Raw genomic sequence first — 22,179 nt, 5'->3', positions numbered from 1 at the left:
CCGTATCCGTGCCGGTCGCGGACGGGATCACCCGGCACACGGAGAGGCCCCGCGGCGTGCACACCGCGGGGCCTTCTCTCCTGTGACCGACCCCCCGTCGGCCGGTGGACTCAGAGTCCGCCGAGGAGCAGGTGCAGCAAGTCTCCGACGACTCCGATCAGACCGGCAACCAGACCCATGTGTTCTTCCCTTCGTCGTGCCTCCGAGGAGGCTGTTGTTGTCTTGCAGAACAAACAGTAGGGAGCAGGGTGTTGCCGTCCGGTCAATTGAAGTGAACGCTGAGTTACAGATAATTTCGGTGCCGCAGAGGGGATCCTTCGCGGGTCCCCGCCGCATGCACAGCCGCGCGGCGCGACCTCCATTACGGTGGTCCGAGACACGGTCGTTGCCCCCATCGGCCCTGCTCGTCCACCCGGACCCGCACGGAACGGAGCTAGCGTGACAGGTCGGCTCGCCATCGACGACGTACAACCCTCCATCGACGGAGGGCGTTATCCGACGAAGGCGGTCGTCGGGGAGGTGGTGCCGGTCTCCGCCGTCGTGTGGCGCGAGGGCCACGACGCCATCGCCGCGACACTCGCCGTCCGAGGACCGGCCGACGATCCCGAATCCGCCGGCAGGCTGGTGCGGATCCCGATGGTTCCGGGCACCGAACCCGACACCTTCCACGCCACCTTCTCCCCCACGAGCGTCGGCGCGTGGACCTACCGGGTCGAGGCGTGGAGCGACCCGGTGGCGACCTGGCGGCACGCGGTCACCGCGAAGGCCGATGCCGGGCAGGACGCCGCCGAACTCGCGAACGATCTCGAGGTCGGTGCACGGATCTTCGAGAAGGCCGCGAAGGGCGCACCGCGCGGCAACCGGCCCGCCCTGCTCGCGGTCGCGGTGTCCCTGCGCTCCGACCGGCCGCTGGCCGAACGCATCGCTCCGGCCTTCTCCCCCGACGTCACCGAGATCCTCCGCGCTCATCCCCTTCGCGAGCTGGTCACGCGCGGAAAGGCGTTCACGGCCTTCGCGGATCGTCGCCGCGCACTGTTCGGCTCCTGGTACGAGTTCTTCCCCCGGTCCACCGGCGGCTGGCACGAGGACGGCACCCCGCGGCACGGCACCTTCGCCACGGCCGCCGGCGACCTGCCGCGCATCGCGGCGATGGGCTTCGACGTCGTCTACCTCCCCCCGATCCATCCGATCGGCAAGGTCAACCGCAAGGGACCGAACAACACGCTCGTCGCCGGCCCGAACGACGTCGGGTCGCCCTGGGCGATCGGTTCCGACGAGGGCGGTCACGACGCCATCCACCCCGAACTGGGCACCGAGCAGGACTTCCGCGATTTCGTCGCCCGGGCGAAGGAACTCGACCTCGAGGTCGCACTCGATCTCGCGTTGCAGTGCGCCCCCGATCATCCGTGGGCGCGGGAGCATCCGGAGTGGTTCACCGTGCTGCCCGACGGCACGATCGCGTACGCGGAGAACCCGCCCAAGAAGTACCAGGACATCTACCCGATCAACTTCGACGACGACCCCGAGGGCATCTACGCCGAGGTCCTGCGCGTGGTCCGGCACTGGATCCGGTTGGGCGTCGACATTTTCCGCGTCGACAATCCGCACACCAAGCCCCCGAACTTCTGGGAGCAGCTCATCGCCGAGATCAAGCGCACCGATGCCGACGTGCTGTTCCTGTCCGAGGCGTTCACCCGCCCCGCCCGCATGTACGGGCTCGCGCGACGCGGATTCACGCAGTCCTACACGTATTTCACGTGGCGGGTCGCGAAATGGGAGCTCACGGAGTTCGGTACCGAGATCGCTGCGAAGGCCGACGAAGCCCGGCCGAACCTGTTCGTCAACACCCCCGACATCCTGCACGAGACGCTGCAGCACGGCGGGCCGGGCATGTTCGCGCTGCGCGCGGCGCTCGCCGCCACCATGGCCCCGTCGTGGGGGGTGTACTCGGGTTACGAACTGTTCGAGCACCTTGCGGTGCGGCCGGGCAGCGAGGAGTACCTCGACTCGGAGAAGTACCAATTGCGGCCGCGACGATACGACGAGGCCCGCCGGCGCGGCGAGTCGCTCGAACCGTGGCTGACCACCCTCAACCGCATCCGGCGCGCGCATCCGGCCTTGCAGCAGCTGCGCAACATCACCTTCCACCACGTCGACAACGACGCACTCATCGCCTATTCGAAGTTCGATCCGTCCACCGGGGACTGCGTGCTCACGGTGATCAACCTCAACCCCTACGGGGCCGAACAGGGCACGGTCTGGCTCGACATGCCGGCGATCGGACACGACTGGCACGACCACTTCCCCGTTTACGACGAGGTGAGCGGGGAACAGTACTCGTGGGGACAGGCCAACTACGTGCGCCTCGAGCCGTGGCGGGCGGTGGCACACATCCTGGTCCTGCCCCCGATCGGCATCCCCACCCGCACAACGCTCGCCTACAGGAGGCAGTCGTGACCGTGCCGCCCCAGACGCCGGGCGCCGATGTTCCGCGCCGGCGCCACAGCCCGCGACCGGAGGACCTCGACCTGCTCGCCGCCGGTGAGCACCACGATCCGCACGCGGTGCTCGGGGCCCATCCGCATCCGGAGGGGACGGTCATCCGGGCACTGCGCCCCGGGGCCGAGAAGGTCGCCGCCCGGATCAGTGGTCGCGACCATCCGCTCGAACCCGTGGGCGAGGACGTCTTCAGCGCCCTGATCCCGGTCTTCGATCTCGCCGACTACCGGCTCGTGGTGACCTACCCGTTCGATCACGTCGAGGTCGTCGCGGACGGATACCGCTTCATGCCGACGCTGGGCGAACTCGACCGTCACCTGCTGAGCGAGGGCCGGCACGAACGGCTGTGGGAGGTGCTCGGCGCCCACCCACGAACCTACGAGACCCCGGACGGCCCGGTGACGGGCACGTCCTTCGCCGTGTGGGCACCGGGCGCACGCGGAGTCACCGTCACCGGCGACTTCGACGGCTGGGGTGGGCGCACCACCCCGATGCGGGTGCTCGGTTCGAGCGGCGTCTGGGAGGTCTTCGTCCCCGGCGTCGAACCGGGCGCGCTGTACAAGTACCGGGTGCACGGCCGCGACGGATCCGTCCGCGACAAGGCCGACCCGATGGCGTTCGCCACCGAGGTGCCGCCCGCGACCGCGTCGAAGGTCACCGAGAGTCACTACACCTGGAACGACGACGAGTGGGTCGCGACCCGCGAGAAGTCGCAGCCCTGGCAGGAACCGATGGCGGTCTACGAGGTGCACCTCGGATCGTGGCGTCCGGGCCTGAACTACACAGAACTCGCCGACCAGCTGGCCGAGTACATCCTCGAGACCGGGTTCACGCACGTCGAACTGCTGCCGGTCGCGGAGCATCCCTTCGGCGGGTCGTGGGGCTACCAGGTCACCTCCTACTACGCCCCCACCTCCCGCTTCGGCACTCCCGACGAGTTCCGCGCGTTCGTCGACCGTCTCCACGCCGCCGGGATCGGCGTGATCGTGGACTGGGTGCCCGCCCACTTCCCCAAGGACGAGTGGGCGCTCGCGCGCTTCGACGGCAGCCCCCAGTACGAGCATCCCGATCCGCGCCGCGGTGAGCAGCTGGACTGGGGCACCTACGTTTTCGACTACGGCCGGCCCGAGGTGCGGAACTTCCTCGTCGCCAACGCCCTGTACTGGATCGAGGAGTTCCACATCGACGGTCTGCGCGTCGACGCCGTGGCCTCGATGTTGTATCTCGACTACTCGCGTCCCGAGGGCGGCTGGACGCCGAACATCTACGGCGGACGCGAGAACCTCGAGGCCGTCGCGTTCCTGCAGGAACTCAACGCCACCGTCCACAAGCACTATCCGGGGATCGTGACGGTCGCGGAAGAATCGACCTCCTGGCCGGGCGTGACCCGCTCGACGAACGTCGGCGGGCTCGGGTTCAGCATGAAGTGGAACATGGGCTGGATGCACGACACTCTCGGCTATCTCGGCCGAGATCCCGTGCACCGCACCTACCACCACCACGAGATCACGTTCTCGCTCGTGTACGCGTGGAGCGAGAACTTCGTGCTCCCCATCAGCCACGACGAGGTCGTCCACGGCAAGGGCACGCTGTGGACGCGACTACCGGGCGACGATGCCACACGTGCGGCCGGCCTGCGGTCGATGCTCGCCTACATGTGGGCGCATCCCGGCAAGCAGTTGCTGTTCATGGGCCAGGAGTTCGGGCAGGTCGCCGAGTGGTCCGAGGAACGCGGCCTCGACTGGTGGCAGCTCGACGAACCGCTCCACGCCGGCATCCACCGGCTGGTGTGCGATCTCAACGGCATCTACCGCTCGCACCCGGCGCTCTACACGCTCGACACCACGCCCGGCGGATATTCGTGGATCGACGCCAACGACGCGCACAACAACGTCCTGTCGTTCCTGCGCTACGGCAGCGACGGCTCGGTGCTCGCGTGCCTGCACAACTTTTCGGGCACGACCTACGCCGACTATCGTGTCGGATTGCCCGAACCGGGCACGTGGGAGGAAGTCCTCAACACGGACGCGACCGCCTACCAGGGCAACGGAGCGGGCAACTTCGGCGCCGTGGAGGCGGACGAACATTCGTGGCACGGGCGTCCCGCCTCGGCTCGGGTGACCTTGCCTGCGCACGGCGCCATCTGGTTGTCGTTGCGGAGGTGACGCTGCCCGACGACAGGAGCACAACGACATGCGACGGACGCACCGGTTCGCGCGACTGGTGGTGCCCGCACTGACCGTCGTCCTGCTGGCGGGATGCGCCCAGCGGATCGAAGGAACGGCGGTGTCGATCTACGACAACCCCTTCACCGTGGCGGGGCTGCCCGTCACCTCCGGGGCGTCGGGCCCGCGCAACGGGGTGCCCGATGCGGACATCGAGATCGAGAACACCGACGGCGGTCCCGTCGACGTCCTGGCCGGCAACGCCATCGCCGACATCGAGGAGTACTGGCGTCAGGAGTTCGCTTCCGTCGCCAGGGGCACCTTCCGTCCGGTCGGGACGATCGTGTCGTGGGATCCGTCCGAGCGGCGGGGACCGCGTTTCTGCGGCAAACCCACCTACGACTTCATCAACGCGGCCTACTGCAGCGGTGGTGACGAGATCGGATGGGACCGCACCTACCTCATGCCGCAGCTCATCGACAGCTTCGGGCCGATGGCCGCGGTGACGGTCCTCGCCCACGAATACGGGCACGCCGTCCAGCATTCGGCGGGGCTGGTCGCCGAGGACGATCCGGGCATCGTGTTCGAGCAGCAGGCCGATTGCTTCGCCGGTGCGTTCATGCGGCACGTCGCGGAGGGCCGGTCGACGCACTTCCAGCTCGACACCTCCGACGGGCTGAACAACGTGCTCGCATCGATGGTGCTCTTCCGCGACGCCGATCCGAACGATCCCGACTCGATCCACGGTTCGGCCTTCGAACGGGTGACGGCCGTACAGATCGGATTCACCGACGGGGCGGGCTCGTGTGCGCGCATCGATGCCGCCGAAATCGAGTCGCGCCGCGCCGATCTGCCGCAGTACCAGGACGCCGCCGACGACGGCGAACTGCCGGTCACCGACGAGTCGGTCGAGGCCATCTTCGAGTCGTTCCACCAGGTCTTCGACCTCGCGGCGCTGCCGCAACTCGATCTGTCGGGCGCCGACCTCGGGTGTTCGGACGCACGGGCCACCTCGCCGGTGTCGTACTGCCCCGCAACCAACACCGTGGGCGTCGACATGGACGCACTGAGCGAGCGCGGTACGGCCGCCCCGCCGGGGAGCGGCTTCGACCCCGGTGTCCGCGGCGACTACAACGCCTACGTGCTCGTCGCCTCGCGCTACGCACTCGCAGTGCAGAAGGAGGCCGGGCAGTCGCTCACCGAGCCGCGCACCGCCCTGCGGGCGGCCTGCCTGTCCGGGGTGATCAGTGCCGCGCTGAGCCCCGACAGCACCCTCGCCTCGAACGTCGACCCGAGCCAGGTGCTGGTGTGGCTGTCCCCCGGCGACCTCGACGAAGCAGTCTCGGGTCTGCTCACCGACGGCCTGGCCGCGAGCGACGTCAACGGCAACACGGTGCCGAGCGGATTCGCGCGGGTGGACGCCTTCCGCACCGGCGTCCTCGGCGGCGAAGCGGCCTGCACCGGGCGTTACCGCTGAGACGACACCGGCCGCCCACCACGAATGGTGAGCGGCCGGGCCGATAGATCGGTAGGGAATCGATCGGTAGGGATCAGTAGAGGGCCATCGCGAGCTTGCGGCGCGACGACACCACCACCGGATCCGCGGCGTCGAACAGTTCGAACAGTTCGAGGAGCCGGGTGCGTGCGGCGGTGCGTTCGTCCCCGGCGCTTCGACGCACGAACTCGATGAGACGACCGAAGGCCGCCTCCGGCTGCTGCGCGAACAGTTCGGCGTCGGCCGCCGTGAACTGGGCTTCGAGGTCGTTCGGAGCGGCATCGGCGCGCTCGATCGCATCCTCGGGAACCTTGCTCGCGCGGGCGAGGAAACGCACCTGCCGCAGCGCGGCCTGCGCCTCGGTGTTGTTCGGCTCGGAGTTCAGTACGAGCTGGTAGGCCGCCTCCGCGCCCTCGAAGTCGCCGTTCTCGAGTGCCTGCTCGGCGGCCTCGAAGCGCGGGTCGGCGGGCTGTTCCTCCGGTTCGGCCCCGGGAGGGCCGGACAGCTTGCCTGCGACCGCGTTCTGGATGGCGTCGAGCCACTGACGCAGCGCGGGCTCGGGCTGCACGCCCTGGAAGTCGGCGAGCGGCTGGCCGGCCGCGATCGCGACCACCGTGGGCACCGACTGGACGCCGAACGCCTGGGCGATCCGCGGGTTCGCGTCGACGTCGACCTTCGCGAGGACCCATGCACCGTTCGCTTCGTTCGCGAGCTTCTCGAGAACGGGTGAGAGCTGCTTGCACGGCTCGCACCAGGTCGCCCACAGGTCGACGATCACGGGCACCTGCGTCGACCGCTGCAGCACCTCGGTCTCGAACGTCGCTTCGGTGACGTCCACGATCGGGGCGATGGCAGCGGGTGCGGCGCCGTCGCCACCGGACGGAGGCGGAGGCGGCGGCGCGGAGGCCCTCTCCTTGAGCGGTGAGAGATCCACCGCGCCGGACATCGCCGCGGCGACGGCGGCTGAACGTGCTGGACGGGAACCGGGTCGAGTCACGTCCACCAGTTTGTCACGAGTGGTCCGAATCGTGCTGCGCGGACCGGGGGACGTCGCCGTGAGGTCAGACGGTCGCGGTGACGTCCTCGCGGGTCGCCGGAGCGGACAGCTCTCCGAGGCGGCCGGTGCGCACGGCCCAGCGCTCGAAGACGATCGTGCCGAACGGGGGCACGCTCGACACGAGGGCGAGGAAGGTCGTCTTGAGATCCCACTTCAGCGACAGCGCAGTGAGGAGCGCGATGAGCACGAACGGGATGAAACCGGCCACGCCGTGCACCATGCCCGGGATCGCGATGGCCTCTTCGTAGCCGAGCACCCACTTGAAGAACATGGCGATCAGGAGGGCGAGCCAGGTCACCGCCTCCCAGATCGCGATCAGCCGGAATCGTTTCGCGGGCGTGGACACGTCGAGGATGTTGGTCATGCGGCCATTGTGCCGAAAGGCCTACGACAAGCCGTAGTTCAGTGAGAGACATCACGGCCCCGGCATGCTTGCGCCGGGGCCGTGATCATGCTCTAGGAAAGAGGGTCAGCTCTTGGGCACCCGCACGATGAGCGCGTCGCCCTGGCCGCCACCACCACACAGTGCGGCGGCACCGACGCCACCGCCGCGGCGCTTCAGCTCCAGCGCCAGGTGCAGCACGATGCGCGCACCCGACATGCCGAGCGGGTGGCCGAGCGCGATCGCACCGCCGTTGACGTTCACCTTCGCGGGATCGATGCCCAGTTCGCGGGCCGAGACGATGCCGACGGCGGCGAACGCCTCGTTGATCTCGACGAGGTCGAGGTCCTTCGGGTCGACACCCTCGCGCTCGCAAGCCTTGGCGATCGCCCGTGCCGGCTGCGACTGCAGGGTCGAATCCGGCCCGGCGACGACACCGTGGCGACCGATCTCGGCGATCCAGCTCAGGCCGAGCTCCTCGGCCTTGGCCTTGCTCATCACGACGACCGCGGCGGCGCCGTCGGAGATCTGTGAGGCCGAACCGGCGGTGACGGTCCCGTCCTTCGAGAAGGCCGGACGCAGCGAACCGAGCGACTCGGCGGTGGTCTCCGGGCGGATGCCCTCGTCGGCGGCGAAGACGATCGGGTCGCCCTTGCGCTGCTTGATCGACACCGGGACGACCTCGTCCTCGAACAGCCCGTCCTTCCAGGCACGGGCAGCCCTCTGGTGCGAGGCAGCGGCGAAGGCGTCCTGCTCCTCGCGGGAGACGAAGCGGTCGCCGGAGTTGGCCGACTCGGTGAGGTTGCCCATCGCCTGGTCGGTGAAGATGTCGTGCAGACCGTCGTAGGCCATGTGGTCGCGCAGGGTCACGTCGCCGTACTTGAAGCCGGCGCGGGACTTCTCGAGCATGTGCGGGGCCTGGCTCATCGACTCCTGGCCGCCGGCGACGACGACGTCGAACTCGCCCGCGCGGATCAGCTGGTCGGCCATCGCGATCGCGTTGATGCCCGACAGACACACCTTGTTGATGGTCAGCGCCGGGACGTCCATCGGGATGCCGGCGGCGACGGCCGCCTGACGGGCCGGGATCTGGCCGGCGCCGGCGGTGAGCACCTGGCCCATGATGACGTATTCGACCTGCTCAGGAGCCACACCGGCGCGCTCGAGCGCACCGGAGATCGCCACGCCACCGAGATCCGATCCGGAGAAATCCTTGAGCGAGCCCTGAAGACGCCCCATGGGCGTACGGGCTCCGGCGACGATGACAGAACTGCTCACGGGACATTCCTCCGAAAGATCGGCATGTGATCGGAAAACTCCCCTCGGATATTCACCTGAATCCCGATAGGAGTGCACTCAACGGTACCGCTACCGTCTAGAGCATGACCGAGACCTCTCCCACATCCACTCCGGCGACGTCCGTTCTCGCCTCCGGACTCGTCACCGCCATCGATCACGTCGGCATCGCCGTGCCCGACCTCGATGCCGCCCTCACCTGGTACGCCGAGAACCTCGGCCTCGTGTCCACCCACGAGGAAGTCAACGAGGAGCAGGGCGTGCGCGAGGCGATGCTGGCCGTTCCGGGGACCCCCGAAGGGTCCACCATGATCCAGCTGCTCGCCCCGCTGAACGAGAACTCCACGATCGCGAAGTTCATCGACCGCAACGGTGCGGGTCTGCAGCAGCTCGCCTACCGCGTCTCCGACATCGATGCCGTCTCCACTGCGCTTCGTGAGCGCGGCGTCCGCCTGCTGTACGACGCACCCCGTCGCGGCACCGCCGATTCGCGCATCAACTTCCTGCATCCGAAGGACGCGGGCGGCGTCCTCGTCGAGCTCGTCGAGCCGGCAGCACATCCCGCTCACTGACGGCCGTTCCGGTGCGCTCCCGAAGACGGATGGGGCGGGAGCGCACCCGGGTCGTACCCGCAGGGACCGGGTAGATTGTCTCCATGGTCTTCGATCGTGATCGCGCACCCAGCCACCTGCCGTTCTCCATCGTGCGGAAGGGCTTCGACCGCGACGAGGTGACCAACTACTTCGCACGGTTCGAGGCCGAGCTGCGCGTGACCGCCACCGACCGCGACGCCGCCGCCGCGCAGGCCCGCGATCTGGCCCGACAGCTCGAGAACGCCCGCAACGAGATCGACGAACTCCGCAAGGACGTCGACCGTCTGTCGGTGCCGCCCACCACCGCCGAGGGCATGAGCGACCGCATCTCCCGGATGCTGCGTCTCGCCTCCGACGAGGCCTCCGAGTTGCGCGCCCGCGCCGAGGCCGACGCCGCCGAGATGATCTCGCTGGCGGAGCAGGAGGGCATCCGACTCCGGGGCGACTACGAGAAGAAGCTCGCCGAACTCGAGGACACCCGCGTCGCCTTCGCGGCCGAGCACGAGCGGACGATGACCGCGGCCCGCGCAGAGGCCGAGCGGATCGTGGCGGCGGCCCGCGCGGAGGCCGAGCGACTCGCCGCCGAGGCCGAGGCCAAGCGCGAGCAGGTACAGCAGGACTTCGAGATCACGATGTCCGAGCGCCGCACGAAGCTGCTCGGAGCGCTCGACGAACTCGAACGGACGAGTAAGGCCGAAGCCGAGCGCCGCATCGAGGAAGCCACGCAGGAAGCCGAACGACGGCTCGCCCGCGCCACCGAACAGTCCGAGCGGAAGGTCGCCAACGCGCGCGACCTCACCGAGGAACTCCGCGTGCTGCGCGGACGCATCCTCGGCCAGCTCGACGCCGTTCGCGAGCAGCTCGACGACGTCCCCACGCTGCTCGCGGGCATCAACCGCGAGGGCGAACTGCTCGACCGGGAGATCTCCCTCGACGAGCCCCGCACGACCGTCCTCGGCACGGCGCGCGACAACAAGCAGGGCAGCGACAAGCAGGGTTCGGACGACGAGAGTCCGAAGGAGCCGGCATCCTCCGAGGCCGACGCGAAGGCGGACAAGACCGCGCCGCTGCCGCAGACCGACAAGACCACGCCCATGCCGCAGGCCGACCGGACGGCGCGGATCCCCCAGAGCGACGCCTCCGGCCCGAACTCGGCCGCGCAGCCGAACAGCGGCGCACAGGGATCCCAGTCCACTCCACGCACGCCGAACGCCTCGGCACCGCATCGCTCCCCCTCGGTCGGCGCCGGTGCGCAGGGTCGCTCTCCCGCCGTGGCCAGCAAGGTCCGCAACTGACGGTCGCCGGCCGTCGGGCTTGACCTTCGAGTCGGTCGAAGCTCCATGATGGGCCGGTGACCGACCCGGAGATGATGTCGATCGGCGTGTTCGCCGAGCTCGTCGGACTGACCGCGAGCGCATTGCGGTTCTACGACGATGCCGGCCTGCTGCGTCCCGAGCAGGTCGATCCGTCGACGGGATACCGGTTCTACAGCCGCTCCCAGGTCCCGCGTGCGTGCCGGCTGCGGCAGTTGCGGGAGATCGGGATGCCGCTGCCCGCCATCGGTGAGTTCTTCGCCGCCGACACGGACGAGGCCGCGCGACTGCTCGACGACCACGTCACCGGGATGACCACGGAGGCCGAGCGGCTCCGACGGGCCGCCGAGACCCTCGCGGCGTCCCTGCGTGCCGAATCGCGCCGCGTGATCTGCACGGTGCCGGGACCCGTCCTCGCCGGCGCCGTCGATCAGGTCTCCGCCTCCACCGGTCACGACCCCGACATCCCGGTACTGAACGGCGTGCACATGGAAACCGGATCCGGCTGCGTGAGGCTGACCGCCACCGACCGGTACCGGCTCGCCACCCGGACGCTCGTGCCCACCGATCCGACCTGCCCGTCCTGGGCCGGCACCCTCGCCGGCGACGACCTGCGGGTCGCGACGTCCCGGCTCCGACGCAGTCCGTCGGTGACCGTCGAAGCGGACGAGCGGGCGGTCGCCTTCCGCACCTCCGGCGACGACGTCCTCCGCTGCCGTCTGCTTCCCGAGCCTTACCCCGACCACCGACTCCTGCTGGACTCGCTCCCCGCGGCGACACAGCGGGTCACCCTCGGCAAACGCCGGGTGGTGACGGTGCTCGAACAGCGAGCACCGGAGACGGTCGGCCTACGAACCTCCCCCGACCGGCCCGTCCTGGTATTCCCAGACGGGGACGAGATACCGCTCGACGGCACGGCCACCGGACCGGAGCTGACGATCTGGTTCGACCTGGTCACCGTGTATCCCGCGTGGAGTCACGCGCTGGGCGACGACCTGATGCTCGACATTCGCGGCCCCGAGCTGCCGGTCACCGTCCGGTCGGCCGACGAGGGGGATCTCACCACACTCGTCATGCCGCGCAGCGCGCCCTGAAGCACTCCCTCGAACAGTGCCCACATCAACAGTGCCCACATCAACAGTGCCCTCCGGATCCGCCCAAGACCTCGACAGGAGCCCCGCCATGTCCACATCCCCCTCGACACCCGATCCCACGATGGACGCGATCAGCGCAGCAGTGCTTCGCGGTCGCGACGGGGACACCGGGTCGGCCCGACGCGACCTGCTGTCCCTCTGGGAGCGAATCGGTTCGGCGGGCGACGTATTCCACCGCTGCACGCTCGCGCACTACCTTGCCGACCTGTACGACGATCCCGCTGAGTCCCTGGTCTGGGATGTCCGCGCCCTCGACGCTGCCGATGCCCTCACCGACGAGCGTGCCCGGGAACACCACGAATCTCTCCGCGTCGCGGGCTTCTATCCGAGCCTGCACCTGAACCTGGCCGACGACCTCCGTCGTCTCGGGTCGTTCCGGGCAGCCACGGAACATCTCGACCGCGCGCAGGACCACCTCTCCGCGCTCCCCGACGATCCCTACGGCGACACCATCCGCACAGCCGTGCACGAGGTGCGGCAGGCGACCGCCGACCGCGACACCGCGCCGCGAGTGTCCGCACCGGGTACTGCCCGCTGACAGGTCTATTACGACCGGTCCCACAGCGATCCGTCGTGGCCTAGGACCAGCGTCGCGTGGGCCGACGGGTCCCGCGTCCTGCCCAGCATCCGCTGTGCCAGTGCCGCCGGTCCTCCGCACCGCCGAGCGCATCGGTCGGCCACGCGACGACATGGGGTGTTCCCGGCGCGATCTCGTGATCGCATCCCGGGCACCGGTACGGCTTGGTGGCACGCGAACCCGGCACCGTGCGCACGGTGAAACGCTCACCTTCGGCCCCCGCGGGACCGTTCTCGGTGCGCACCGTCGCCCCGAAATAGGTCGGGGATTCGTCGGTCGCCCCACCGCGCTTGCGGCCGGTGCGGGATCGGTTGCGGCGCGGCACGATCAGAACAATCTGAACTCGGTGCTCTCGGTACCCCGCAACGCCTCGTAGTCGAGTACGAGGCAGCGGATGCCGCGGTCCGTGGCCAGCGTCCGTGCCTGCGGCTTGATCTGCTGGGCCGCGAACACGCCGCTGACGGGAGCAAGCAGCGGATCCCGGTTGAGCAGTTCGAGATACCGGGTGAGCTGCTCCACGCCGTCGATCTCGCCGCGGCGCTTCACCTCCACGGCGACGGTCGCCCCGTCGGCGTCGCGGCACAACAGGTCCACGGGTCCGATCGCCGTGGGGTACTCGCGCCGGATCAGGGTGAAGCCCGTCCCGAGGGTTTCGACGTGCTCGGCGAGAAGTTCCTGCAGGTGCGCCTCGACACCGTCCTTGATCAGACCGGGGTCGACACCGAGTTCGTGGCTCGAATCGTGGTCGATCTCTTCGAGAGTGATGCGCAGCTGCTCGCCTGCCTTGTTGGTGACCACCCACAGGGCCTCGGCGTCCTCGACGGACTCCTCCTCGAGCCAGCAGGGTGGGCTCATCCAGTTCAGGGGCTTGTAGGCACGGTCGTCGGCGTGGACACTCACCGAACCGTCGGATTTGACGAGGAGGAGACGTCGGGCCGTCGGCAGATGAGCCGTCAGGCGTCCGATGTAGTCCACACGGCAACGGGCAATCACAAGACGCACACAGCCACCCTAGAGGATCCACTCGACTAGTCTCGAACGACCATGCCCGCACGCAGTCACCGCACGGCCCCGCTCGGATCGGCCATCCTGGGAGAGCCTGCCGAACCGATCCGACGGCAACGCATCAGGATCCAGACCCTGTTGACGTTCTCCCTGATCGGTACGCATCTCGTCGGTGCCCTGATCGTGGCCGCTCTCATCAACGTCGTGATCCCGGGCCCGTCCGTGCTGACCTCCGACTTCCTCGTCATCACCGCGATCCTCGCTCCTGTCTACGTGGTCTCGGCCGTCGTGGTCGGCTCGGTGCTCGGTACCCGGGCGACGCTCCGCAGGCTGCGGTGGGCGCTGGAGAACCGGCCGCCCACCCCGCAGGAACAGCGGATCGCGTTGCGGATGCCCTGGCGTACCACCCTCCAGCAGGGAGCACTGTGGTTCATCGGGTTGATCCTGTTCACCGTCGGTTTCGGGGTCATCGACCCGCAGACGATCCCGAAGGTCGCGCTGACCATCACCCTGGCCGGTGTCACGGTGTGCGGATTCGCGTACATGTTCACCGATTTCGCGCTGCGCCCCATCGCGGCGCGCGCGCTCGAGGTCGGAACGCCTCGTCGCCCGCGCCTGGCCGGCACCACCGGACGCGTGATGCTCGCGTGGGCCCTGGGCAGCGCGGTGCCCGTCGTCGGTCTGCTGTTCATCGCGGTGTTCAGCTTCATCCGTCCCGTCACATCGACGCGCCTGGCGATCACGATCCTCGCCATCGGTGGACTCGGTCTGCTCACCGGCTCGCTGCTGATGTTCCTCACGATCCGGTCGACGATCGCGCCGATCGAGTCGGTGCGCGCCGGGATGCAGCGCATCGCGTCGGGCGATTTCGATACCGCGGTCGTCGTCTACGACGGAACCGAATTGGGGCAGCTGCAGACGGGGTTCAACCGGATGGCCGAAGGCCTGCGCGAACGCGAGAAACTGCGCGACGTGTTCGGCCGCCATGTCGGACGGGAGGTCGCGGCTGCGGCGCTGGCCAATCCCGGTGTCCTCGGCGGTGAAGAACGGGATGTCGCGGTGTTGTTCGTCGACATCGTCGGGTCCACCGCGTTGGCCGCGAGTCGCCCACCGACAGAGGTGGTGGCGCTGCTCAACCGCTTCTTCGCGGTCGTCGTCGAAGAGGTGCACGCGGCCGAAGGATTCGTCAACAAGTTCGAGGGTGATGCGGCGCTCGCGATCTTCGGGGCGCCGGTCGCCCTCGACAACGCCGCCGGTTCCGCGCTCGGCGCCGCGAGGAGGATGGCGCGACGTCTCGCCGAGGAAGTACCGGAGTGTCGCGCGGGTATCGGGGTCACGGCAGGTCGCGCGGTCGCTGGGAACATCGGCGCGCAGGAACGCTTCGAGTACACCGTGATCGGCGATCCGGTCAACGAAGCAGCGAGGCTGTCCGATCTCGCGAAGACCGTTCCGGGTTACGTCGCGGCGTCGGCCCGCACCGTGCAGCTCGCCCCCGAGGACGAACGCGCACGGTGGGAACTGGGTGAGGAGATCACCCTGCGCGGTCGTTCCGAGCCGACGCGCCTGGCGATTCCGCGCGCGGACTGACGGCCGGCCTCACTCCCCCGCCAGCACCGCGTCGAGGAACTTGCGGGTGCGTTCCTCCCGGGGGCTGGTGAAGATGCGCTCGGGCGGCCCCTCCTCCACGATGCGACCCCGATCGAACATCAGCACACGATCGGAGACGTCGCGGGCGAAGTGCATCTCGTGCGTCACGATCAGCATCGTGATGTCGGTCGTCTCGGCGATCCTCCGCAGCACGTCCAGCACATCGGCGACGAGTTCGGGGTCGAGGGCCGAGGTCACCTCGTCGAGCAGCAGGATCTCCGGATCCATGGCGAGGGCACGGGCGATCGCGACCCGCTGCTGCTGACCACCCGACAGTTGCGTGGGGTGGGCGGTCTCCTTGTCGGACAGACCGACCATCGCGAGCAGCTCCCGCGCACGGTCGCGTGCCTCGGCCTTGCTGCGACCGAGGACGTGGACCGGAGCCTCGGTGAGGTTCTCCATCACGTTCATGTTGGGGAAGAGGTTGAACTGCTGGAAGACCATGCCGATGCTGCGGCGCATCGTCCTCAGGTAGCGCTCGGAGGCCGGAACGAGACGCGTCCCCTTGCGTTCGTGGCTGAGTGGTTCGCCCTTGACCCACACCACACCGTCGTCGATTTTCTCGAGGGTCATGAGCAGGCGCAGGATGGTCGTCTTGCCCGAACCGCTCGGACCGATCAACGTGACCCGTTCCCCCGGGGCGACGGTGAAATCCAAGTGGTCGAGTACTACGTGGTCGCCGAATCTCTTGACCACGGAGTCGAAACGGATCATGGATCCGTCGGAGCTGGCGGCGGGAAGCGAGTCGCCGTCGGCACCGGCTTCCTTGTGCATCTCAATAGGCAAGGCGACGCTCCAATCGGCGGACGAGCAACGACGTCGGGTAGCTGGCGATGAGGAAGATCAGGCCGGCCAGCGTGAGCGGCTCGAGGTACTGAAAGTTGCGCGCACCGAACTGCTGGGCTGCGGTCACCATCTCCACGACGGAGATCGTGAACAGGAACGGGGTGTCCTTGAACAGCGACACCGCGTAGTTGCCCAGCGCGGGCACGACACGGCGCACGGCCTGCGGCAGGATCACCGCACGCCACGTACGCATCGGCGACAACGACAGGGCGCGGCACGCCTCCCATTGTCCCTTCGGCACGGCGTCGATGCCCGCCCGGTACACCTCGGCCATGTAGGTCGAGTAGTGGATCCCCAGTACCGCGATGCCGATCTGCAGCGCACTGAACTGCGGGAGCAGGTAGTAGACGAACAGCAGCTGCACCACGAGTGGTGTGAGCCGGATGAACTGGACGACGGCGGACAGCGCCGTCGCGAGCACCTTCGGCAACGAGCGGCGGGCGACGGCCACGACCAGCCCCAGCACCGCGGCGACCACGAATCCGAGGACCGTGGCCAGCAGGGTGATCCGAAATCCTTCGAGCAGCACCGGAAGCGCGTCGGCCGCGCGTTGCCAACTCCAGTCGACGGTCATGAGCGTGCCCCCACCGGCTGATCGAAGACCGGGGCGAGCCCGAAGATCTCACGGAGCGTCGGACCGGTCCCGAGTCGGCTCTTCGCACGCACCTCGAGCGCATTCATCAGCAGCGTCAGCAGATAGCCGAGCACGAAGTACAGCACCAACCCCACGCCGAACGCGAAGATGGTGTCGCCGCTTCCTCTACGGAGCTGCTCGATCTGGAACGTGAGGTCCTGCAGGAGGATATAGCTCGCCAGTGCCGTTCCCTTGAGCAACTGGATGAGCAGATTCGTCAGCGGCGGGATCATCTCGGCCCAGGCCTGCGGGAAGATCACCCGCCGCATGCGCTGCCAGTAACCGAAGTTCAGCGCCGTCGCCGCCTCGAGTTGCGGCTTGGGCACCGACGCGATCGCACCGCGCACCACCTCCGCGCCGTAGGCGCCGTAATTGAGCGACAGGGCGAGGATCCCGCACACGATGGATTCGAGCCGGAACCCGAACAACGGAAGGACATAGAAGAACCAGAACAGCTGCACGAGAAGTGACGTGCCACGGAAGAACTCGATGAACACCCTCGCGCTGCCACGCAGGACGAGGTTCTTCGCGCCTGCCGCCAGCCCGAGGGCCACGGCGAGCAGGAACGCGAAGACCGCACTCCCCACGGTCAATTCGACGGTGACGAGCAGACCGTCGAACAGTTGGGGGAAGGAGTTCCACAGCAGTTCGATCTTGGAACCGAAATCCATTACGACGCAGCCGAGATCAGGAAACGCCCTCGCAGAGCATCTCGGTCGTCAGCCCCGGATCGGGCATCTCGGCCTCCGTGAACCCGAAGTCGCCGACGATCGACAGGTACTTCTGCGGGTCGGACGTGATCTTCGCGAGTTCCTCGTTGTAGGCGTCGCGCAGTTCGGTGTCCTCCTTACGGAAGACCGTTCCGCCGGCGCCCACCTGAGGCACCCCGTCGATCTCCGCGACGAACGACTCGGTGACGTCGACGGGTGCACCCTCGTTGTTCTGCTTCATCCAGTTCAAGGAGATACCCGTCAGGGCGAAGACGTCGGCGCGTCCGTTGACGACGGCATCCATTCCGTCCTGGGGAGACGCGACCTGCATCGCGTCGATGCCGAGGGCGGACGCGTAGTCGGCTTCGATCGCGCCGGTCATGACGGCCATCCGGACGCCGCTATCGGCGATCGACTGCATGTCGGCGAGCTGTTCCGGATTGCCCTGCGGGACCATGAGCGCGGTGGTGTAGTTGAACTCCGGCTCGCTGAACAGTGCCTGTTCGCAACGCTGTGGCAGGATCGACATGCCGGCACTGACGACGTCGAACCGGCCGGCCTGCAGTCCGGGGATGAGTGCACCGAAGTCGGTGGCCACACCTTCGACGTTGTCGATGCCGAGGTTCTTGAAGATCTCGCGGTGCAGAGCGACGGTGGCACCGGTGAGTTCGCCGTCCTGCATGAAGCTGTAGGGCGCCTCGCCGGCGAACCCGACGGTGACGGTGCCTTCCTGCTGGAGCCGTTCGAGGGTCGAGCCCTCGCTGTCGGTGTCGACGCTCGTACATCCTGTGACGGCCGCGCCGATGAGTCCCAGTCCCGCGATCACCGCCGTGAACTTGCCGGCGGTACCCGTAGTCGATCGATTCGTCATCGTCTCGCCCCTCCTCGTCGTCGACGAGAACGCCCCCGACAGGCGCTCACACGCCGAACCCACACGAACCGTGCGATCGTGCATGAGCGGACGTTACCGACATAAGTAGGCATAGCCTGGAACAGAGCGTGTTTGTTACGAGGTCGTGATCCGCCGGGCGCCGGCGATGGAAAAGGGCGCACCGTACCCGAAATCCGTTCGGAGCGTAAGGACTTTCCCGTGGGATGGGATCCTCCGACGGTCCGGAGAGAGCCCGGAAAACACGAAAGGGGACCCACAATGTGGGTCCCCTTTCGGAACGGGTGTTCGGCGGTGTCCTACTCTCCCACACCCTGTCGAGTGCAGTACCATCGGCGCAGACAGGCTTAGCTTCCGGGTTCGGAATGGGACCGGGCGTTTCCCTGTCGCTATGGCCGCCGTAACTCTATGAAACAGTAACCACGCAGACCTCTCGATAGCGTTCCGCCGCAGCAGAACTCGATCGGATATCTGTGTGTGTTGTTTCAGATACCGCACAGTGGACGCGTAACATCTTCGTGGTAAGTCCTCGGCCTATTAGTACCGGTCACCTCCACACATTGCTGTGCTTCCAGTTCCGGCCTATCAACCCGGTGGTCTGCCGGGGGCCTTACCCCTCGAGGGGGTGAGAAACCTCATCTTGGAACAGGCTTCCCGCTTAGATGCTTTCAGCGGTTATCCCTTCCGAACGTAGCCAACCAGCCATGCCCCTGGCGGGACAACTGGCACACCAGAGGTTCGTCCGTCCCGGTCCTCTCGTACTAGGGACAGCCTTCCTCAAGTTTCTAACGCGCGCGGCGGATAGAGACCGAACTGTCTCACGACGTTCTAAACCCAGCTCGCGTGCCGCTTTAATGGGCGAACAGCCCAACCCTTGGGACCTACTCCAGCCCCAGGATGCGACGAGCCGACATCGAGGTGCCAAACCATCCCGTCGATATGGACTCTTGGGGAAGATCAGCCTGTTATCCCCGGGGTACCTTTTATCCGTTGAGCGACACCGCTTCCACATGCCGGTGCCGGATCACTAGTCCCGACTTTCGTCCCTGCTCGACCTGTCAGTCTCACAGTCAAGCTCCCTTGTGCACTTGCACTCGACACCTGATTGCCAACCAGGCTGAGGGAACCTTTGGGCGCCTCCGTTACATTTTGGGAGGCAACCGCCCCAGTTAAACTACCCACCAGGCACTGTCCCTGAACCAGATCATGGTCCGAGGTTAGAGGTCCAATACGATCAGAGTGGTATTTCAACAACGACTCCACAACCACTGGCGTGGCCGCTTCACAGTCTCCCACCTATCCTACACAAACCGAACCGAACACCAATACCAAGCTATAGTGAAGGTCCCGGGGTCTTTTCGTCCTGCCGCGCGTAACGAGCATCTTTACTCGTAATGCAATTTCGCCGAGTCTGTGGTCGAGACAGCAGAGAAGTCGTTACGCCATTCGTGCAGGTCGGAACTTACCCGACAAGGAATTTCGCTACCTTAGGATGGTTATAGTTACCACCGCCGTTTACTGGGGCTTAAATTCTCAGCTTCGCCACCGAAGTGACTAACCGGTCCTCTTAACCTTCCAGCACCGGGCAGGCGTCAGTCCGTATACATCGTCTTACGACTTCGCACGGACCTGTGTTTTTAGTAAACAGTCGCTTCTCTCTGGTCTCTGCGACCACCCCCAGCTCAGAGTGCAAGACTCGTCACCGAGCGTGGTCCCCCTTCTCCCGAAGTTACGGGGGCATTTTGCCGAGTTCCTTAACCACAGTTCTCTCGATCGCCTCGGTATTCTCTACCTGACCACCTGTGTCGGTTTGGGGTACGGGCCGTGTACCAACTCACTAGAGGCTTTTCTCGGCAGCATAGGATCACTGAATTCCCCTCAACGGGTACGCATCACCTCTCAGGCTTGATGAATGGCGGATTTGCCTACCATTCGCCCTACCGGCTTACACCAGGTATTCCATCACCTGGCCCAGCTACCTTCCTGCGTCACCCCATCGCTTGACTACTACAATCGGGGTCCCGTGCAGCCAGCCCGCCGACTCCCGAAGGAGACGACCGACCTTTTGGACGGTTAGCACAACTGATTCGCCATTGGGCGCGGATACACGGGTACGGGAATATCAACCCGTTGTCCATCGACTACGCCTGTCGGCCTCGCCTTAGGTCCCGACTCACCCTGGGCGGATTAACCTGGCCCAGGAACCCTTGGTCATCCGGCGGACGAGTTTCTCACTCGTCTTTCGCTACTCATGCCTGCATTCTCACTCGCGTGGCCTCCACACCTGGATCACTCCGGCGCTTCTACGGCCACACGACGCTCCCCTACCCATCCACACACCTGGCCGACCCTCCGTGGAGAATCAGCGGGCTTGTGTGAATGCCGCGGCTTCGGCGGTGTACTTGAGCCCCGCTACATTGTCGGCGCAGGACCACTTGACCAGTGAGCTATTACGCACTCTTTCAAGGGTGGCTGCTTCTAAGCCAACCTCCTGGTTGTCTCAGCGATCCCACATCCTTTTCCACTTAGTACACGCTTAGGGGCCTTAGCCGGCGATCTGGGCTGTTTCCCTCTCGACTACGAAGCTTATCCCCCGCAGTCTCACTGCCGCGCTCTCACTCACCGGCATTCGGAGTTTGGCTGATTTCGGTAAGCTTGTGGGCCCCCTAGACCATCCAGTAGCTCTACCTCCGGTGAGAAACACGCGACGCTGCACCTAAATGCATTTCGGGGAGAACCAGCTATCACGGAGTTTGATTGGCCTTTCACCCCTACCCACAACTCATCCCCTCAGTTTTCAACCTAAGTGGGTTCGGGCCTCCACGACGTCTTACCATCGCTTCACCCTGGCCATGGGTAGATCACTCCGCTTCGGGTCTAGAACATGCCACTGACTCGCCCTATTCGGACTCGCTTTCGCTACGGCTACCCCACACGGGTTAACCTCGCGACATGCCACTAACTCGCAGGCTCATTCTTCAAAAGGCACGCCATCACCCCCAACACCGAAGTGTTCGAAGGCTCTGACGGATTGTAAGCGCACGGTTTCAGGTACTATTTCACTCCCCTCCCGGGGTACTTTTCATCTTTCCCTCACGGTACTAGTCCGCTATCGGTCACCAGGGAGTATTCAGGCTTATCGGGTGGTCCCGACAGATTCACACCGGATTTCACGGGCCCGGTGCTACTCGGGTATTCGAATCGACAGTCGCCGTGTTTTCGTCTACGGGATTCTCACCCTCTACGACAGGCCGTTCCAGACCACTTCGACTAACACGACGATTTCTTACTGTCGGCCGGCATGGCAGCGCCGACACAACGAACCCCACAACCCCGAATACACAACCCCTGCCAGGTATCACATGTACTCGGTTTAGCCTCATCCGCTTTCGCTCGCCACTACTCACGGAATCACATGTTGTTTTCTCTTCCTGTGGGTACTGAGATGTTTCACTTCCCCACGTTCCCTCCACACACCCTATATATTCAGGTGCGGGTAACACGACATCACTCGTGCTGGGTTTCCCCATTCGGAAATCCTCGGATCACAGCTCGGTTGACAGCTCCCCGAGGCATATCGCAGCCTCCCACGTCCTTCATCGGCTCCTGGTGCCAAGACATCCACCGTACGCTCATAAACACTTACAACAAAGATGCTCGCGTCCACTGTGCAGTTCTCAAACAACACACAACAACCCCTACCAACGCCGGCCACACGGCCAACCGTCTTCGTAAGTCATCGTCGCTGATCAAACACTCGCGTGTTCTCTCAGGACCCAACAGTGCACCGATATAACTTTCTTCCTGCCGGCACTCGGGCCCGCAGTAGTGAAGAAAATGCTTGTCAGCGTTCCACCCATGAGCACCACCGGATTACATGTGAATCCGTAATGGCTCTGCCTGCTCCCCCAACACCT

Annotated in this window: 17 protein-coding genes and 2 rRNA genes; 8 read left to right on the top strand and 11 right to left on the bottom strand. The window is 66.3% G+C overall.

Annotation, left to right across the window (positions count from 1 at the left end; genetic code table 11):
• Positions 1 to 438 precede the first annotated feature (438 nt).
• From U9J23_RS08570 to U9J23_RS08560, 3 genes are read left to right on the top strand one after another with little or no spacing between them, the layout of a single operon-like run.
• Positions 439 to 2,457 carry an alpha-1,4-glucan--maltose-1-phosphate maltosyltransferase gene (locus tag U9J23_RS08570; protein ID WP_059383972.1) on the top strand — a complete coding sequence of 673 codons (2,019 nt, stop codon included), beginning with the start codon at positions 439 to 441 and terminating at the stop codon, positions 2,455 to 2,457.
• Positions 2,454 to 4,664: a 1,4-alpha-glucan branching protein GlgB gene (gene glgB, locus U9J23_RS08565; protein ID WP_442802275.1), complete on the top strand. Its 2,211-nt coding sequence runs from the start codon at positions 2,454 to 2,456 to the stop codon at positions 4,662 to 4,664. Before U9J23_RS08570 ends, glgB begins: the two co-directional genes overlap by 4 nt.
• Positions 4,665 to 4,692: 28 nt before the next feature.
• Positions 4,693 to 6,141: a neutral zinc metallopeptidase gene (locus U9J23_RS08560; RefSeq protein ID WP_272269990.1), complete on the top strand. Its 1,449-nt coding sequence runs from the start codon at positions 4,693 to 4,695 to the stop codon at positions 6,139 to 6,141.
• A gap of 73 nt (positions 6,142 to 6,214) precedes the next feature.
• On the opposite strand, the gene U9J23_RS08555 is transcribed toward U9J23_RS08560, so the two are convergent.
• From U9J23_RS08555 to U9J23_RS08545, 3 genes are all read right to left on the bottom strand, one after another.
• On the bottom strand, positions 6,215 to 7,105 hold the full coding sequence (locus U9J23_RS08555; protein ID WP_085470851.1) for a tetratricopeptide repeat protein: 891 nt from the start codon (positions 7,103 to 7,105) through the stop codon (positions 6,215 to 6,217).
• Between the two features lie 115 nt (positions 7,106 to 7,220).
• Positions 7,221 to 7,580, bottom strand: a complete 360-nt coding sequence (locus U9J23_RS08550; RefSeq protein WP_059383974.1) for a DUF3817 domain-containing protein — start codon at positions 7,578 to 7,580, stop codon at positions 7,221 to 7,223.
• A gap of 105 nt (positions 7,581 to 7,685) precedes the next feature.
• The gene (locus tag U9J23_RS08545; protein WP_059383975.1) at positions 7,686 to 8,876 is read right to left on the bottom strand and encodes an acetyl-CoA C-acetyltransferase; all 1,191 of its coding nucleotides are present in this window, start codon (positions 8,874 to 8,876) and stop codon (positions 7,686 to 7,688) included.
• 104 nt (positions 8,877 to 8,980) lie between these two features.
• On the opposite strand from U9J23_RS08545, the gene mce reads away from it, so the two are divergent.
• The 4 genes from mce to U9J23_RS08525 all read left to right on the top strand — a co-directional run bounded on the left by mce (position 8,981) and on the right by U9J23_RS08525 (position 12,492).
• Entirely contained in the window at positions 8,981 to 9,466 is a 486-nt protein-coding gene (mce, locus tag U9J23_RS08540) for a methylmalonyl-CoA epimerase (protein WP_059383976.1), read from the top strand.
• 83 nt (positions 9,467 to 9,549) lie between these two features.
• On the top strand, positions 9,550 to 10,782 hold the full coding sequence (locus U9J23_RS08535; protein WP_085470848.1) for a hypothetical protein: 1,233 nt from the start codon (positions 9,550 to 9,552) through the stop codon (positions 10,780 to 10,782).
• 56 nt (positions 10,783 to 10,838) lie between these two features.
• Positions 10,839 to 11,894, top strand: coding sequence for a DNA polymerase III subunit beta family protein (locus U9J23_RS08530; RefSeq protein ID WP_272269995.1), 1,056 nt, complete (start codon positions 10,839 to 10,841; stop codon positions 11,892 to 11,894).
• 88 nt (positions 11,895 to 11,982) lie between these two features.
• Positions 11,983 to 12,492, top strand: coding sequence for a hypothetical protein (locus U9J23_RS08525; RefSeq protein WP_106200157.1), 510 nt, complete (start codon positions 11,983 to 11,985; stop codon positions 12,490 to 12,492).
• A 40-nt stretch (positions 12,493 to 12,532) separates the two neighbouring features.
• Here the strand turns inward: U9J23_RS08525 and U9J23_RS08520 are convergent, their stop codons facing one another.
• The gene (locus tag U9J23_RS08520) at positions 12,533 to 12,856 is read right to left on the bottom strand and encodes a hypothetical protein (RefSeq protein WP_006554724.1); all 324 of its coding nucleotides are present in this window, start codon (positions 12,854 to 12,856) and stop codon (positions 12,533 to 12,535) included.
• 2 nt (positions 12,857 to 12,858) lie between these two features.
• A complete protein-coding gene (gene nucS / locus U9J23_RS08515; RefSeq protein WP_006554723.1) occupies positions 12,859 to 13,533 on the bottom strand; it encodes an endonuclease NucS in 675 nt (224 codons plus the stop codon).
• 42 nt (positions 13,534 to 13,575) lie between these two features.
• On the opposite strand from nucS, the gene U9J23_RS08510 reads away from it, so the two are divergent.
• Entirely contained in the window at positions 13,576 to 15,123 is a 1,548-nt protein-coding gene (locus U9J23_RS08510) for an adenylate/guanylate cyclase domain-containing protein (RefSeq protein WP_006554722.1), read from the top strand.
• 9 nt (positions 15,124 to 15,132) lie between these two features.
• Here the strand turns inward: U9J23_RS08510 and ehuA are convergent, their stop codons facing one another.
• From ehuA to U9J23_RS08480, 6 genes are all read right to left on the bottom strand, one after another.
• Positions 15,133 to 15,897, bottom strand: a complete 765-nt coding sequence (gene ehuA / locus U9J23_RS08505) for an ectoine/hydroxyectoine ABC transporter ATP-binding protein EhuA (protein WP_174479673.1) — start codon at positions 15,895 to 15,897, stop codon at positions 15,133 to 15,135.
• A 61-nt stretch (positions 15,898 to 15,958) separates the two neighbouring features.
• A complete protein-coding gene (ehuD, locus tag U9J23_RS08500; protein WP_006554720.1) occupies positions 15,959 to 16,603 on the bottom strand; it encodes an ectoine/hydroxyectoine ABC transporter permease subunit EhuD in 645 nt (214 codons plus the stop codon).
• Positions 16,600 to 17,334 carry an ectoine/hydroxyectoine ABC transporter permease subunit EhuC gene (gene ehuC / locus U9J23_RS08495; protein ID WP_059383981.1) on the bottom strand — a complete coding sequence of 245 codons (735 nt, stop codon included), beginning with the start codon at positions 17,332 to 17,334 and terminating at the stop codon, positions 16,600 to 16,602. The genes ehuD and ehuC overlap by 4 nt, the downstream gene beginning before the upstream one ends.
• A 16-nt stretch (positions 17,335 to 17,350) precedes the next feature.
• The gene (gene ehuB, locus U9J23_RS08490) at positions 17,351 to 18,244 is read right to left on the bottom strand and encodes an ectoine/hydroxyectoine ABC transporter substrate-binding protein EhuB (protein WP_059383982.1); all 894 of its coding nucleotides are present in this window, start codon (positions 18,242 to 18,244) and stop codon (positions 17,351 to 17,353) included.
• Between the two features lie 304 nt (positions 18,245 to 18,548).
• Positions 18,549 to 18,665 (bottom strand): 5S ribosomal RNA (rrf, locus tag U9J23_RS08485).
• 114 nt (positions 18,666 to 18,779) lie between these two features.
• Positions 18,780 to 21,910 (bottom strand): 23S ribosomal RNA (locus U9J23_RS08480).
• Positions 21,911 to 22,179 lie beyond the last annotated feature (269 nt).

It is taken from the genome of Rhodococcus sp. PD04 (assembly GCF_035918275.1).
Taxonomy (GTDB): Bacteria; Actinomycetota; Actinomycetes; order Mycobacteriales; family Mycobacteriaceae; genus Rhodococcus; species Rhodococcus rhodochrous.
This window is presented reverse-complemented; position numbering and strand designations above follow the sequence as displayed.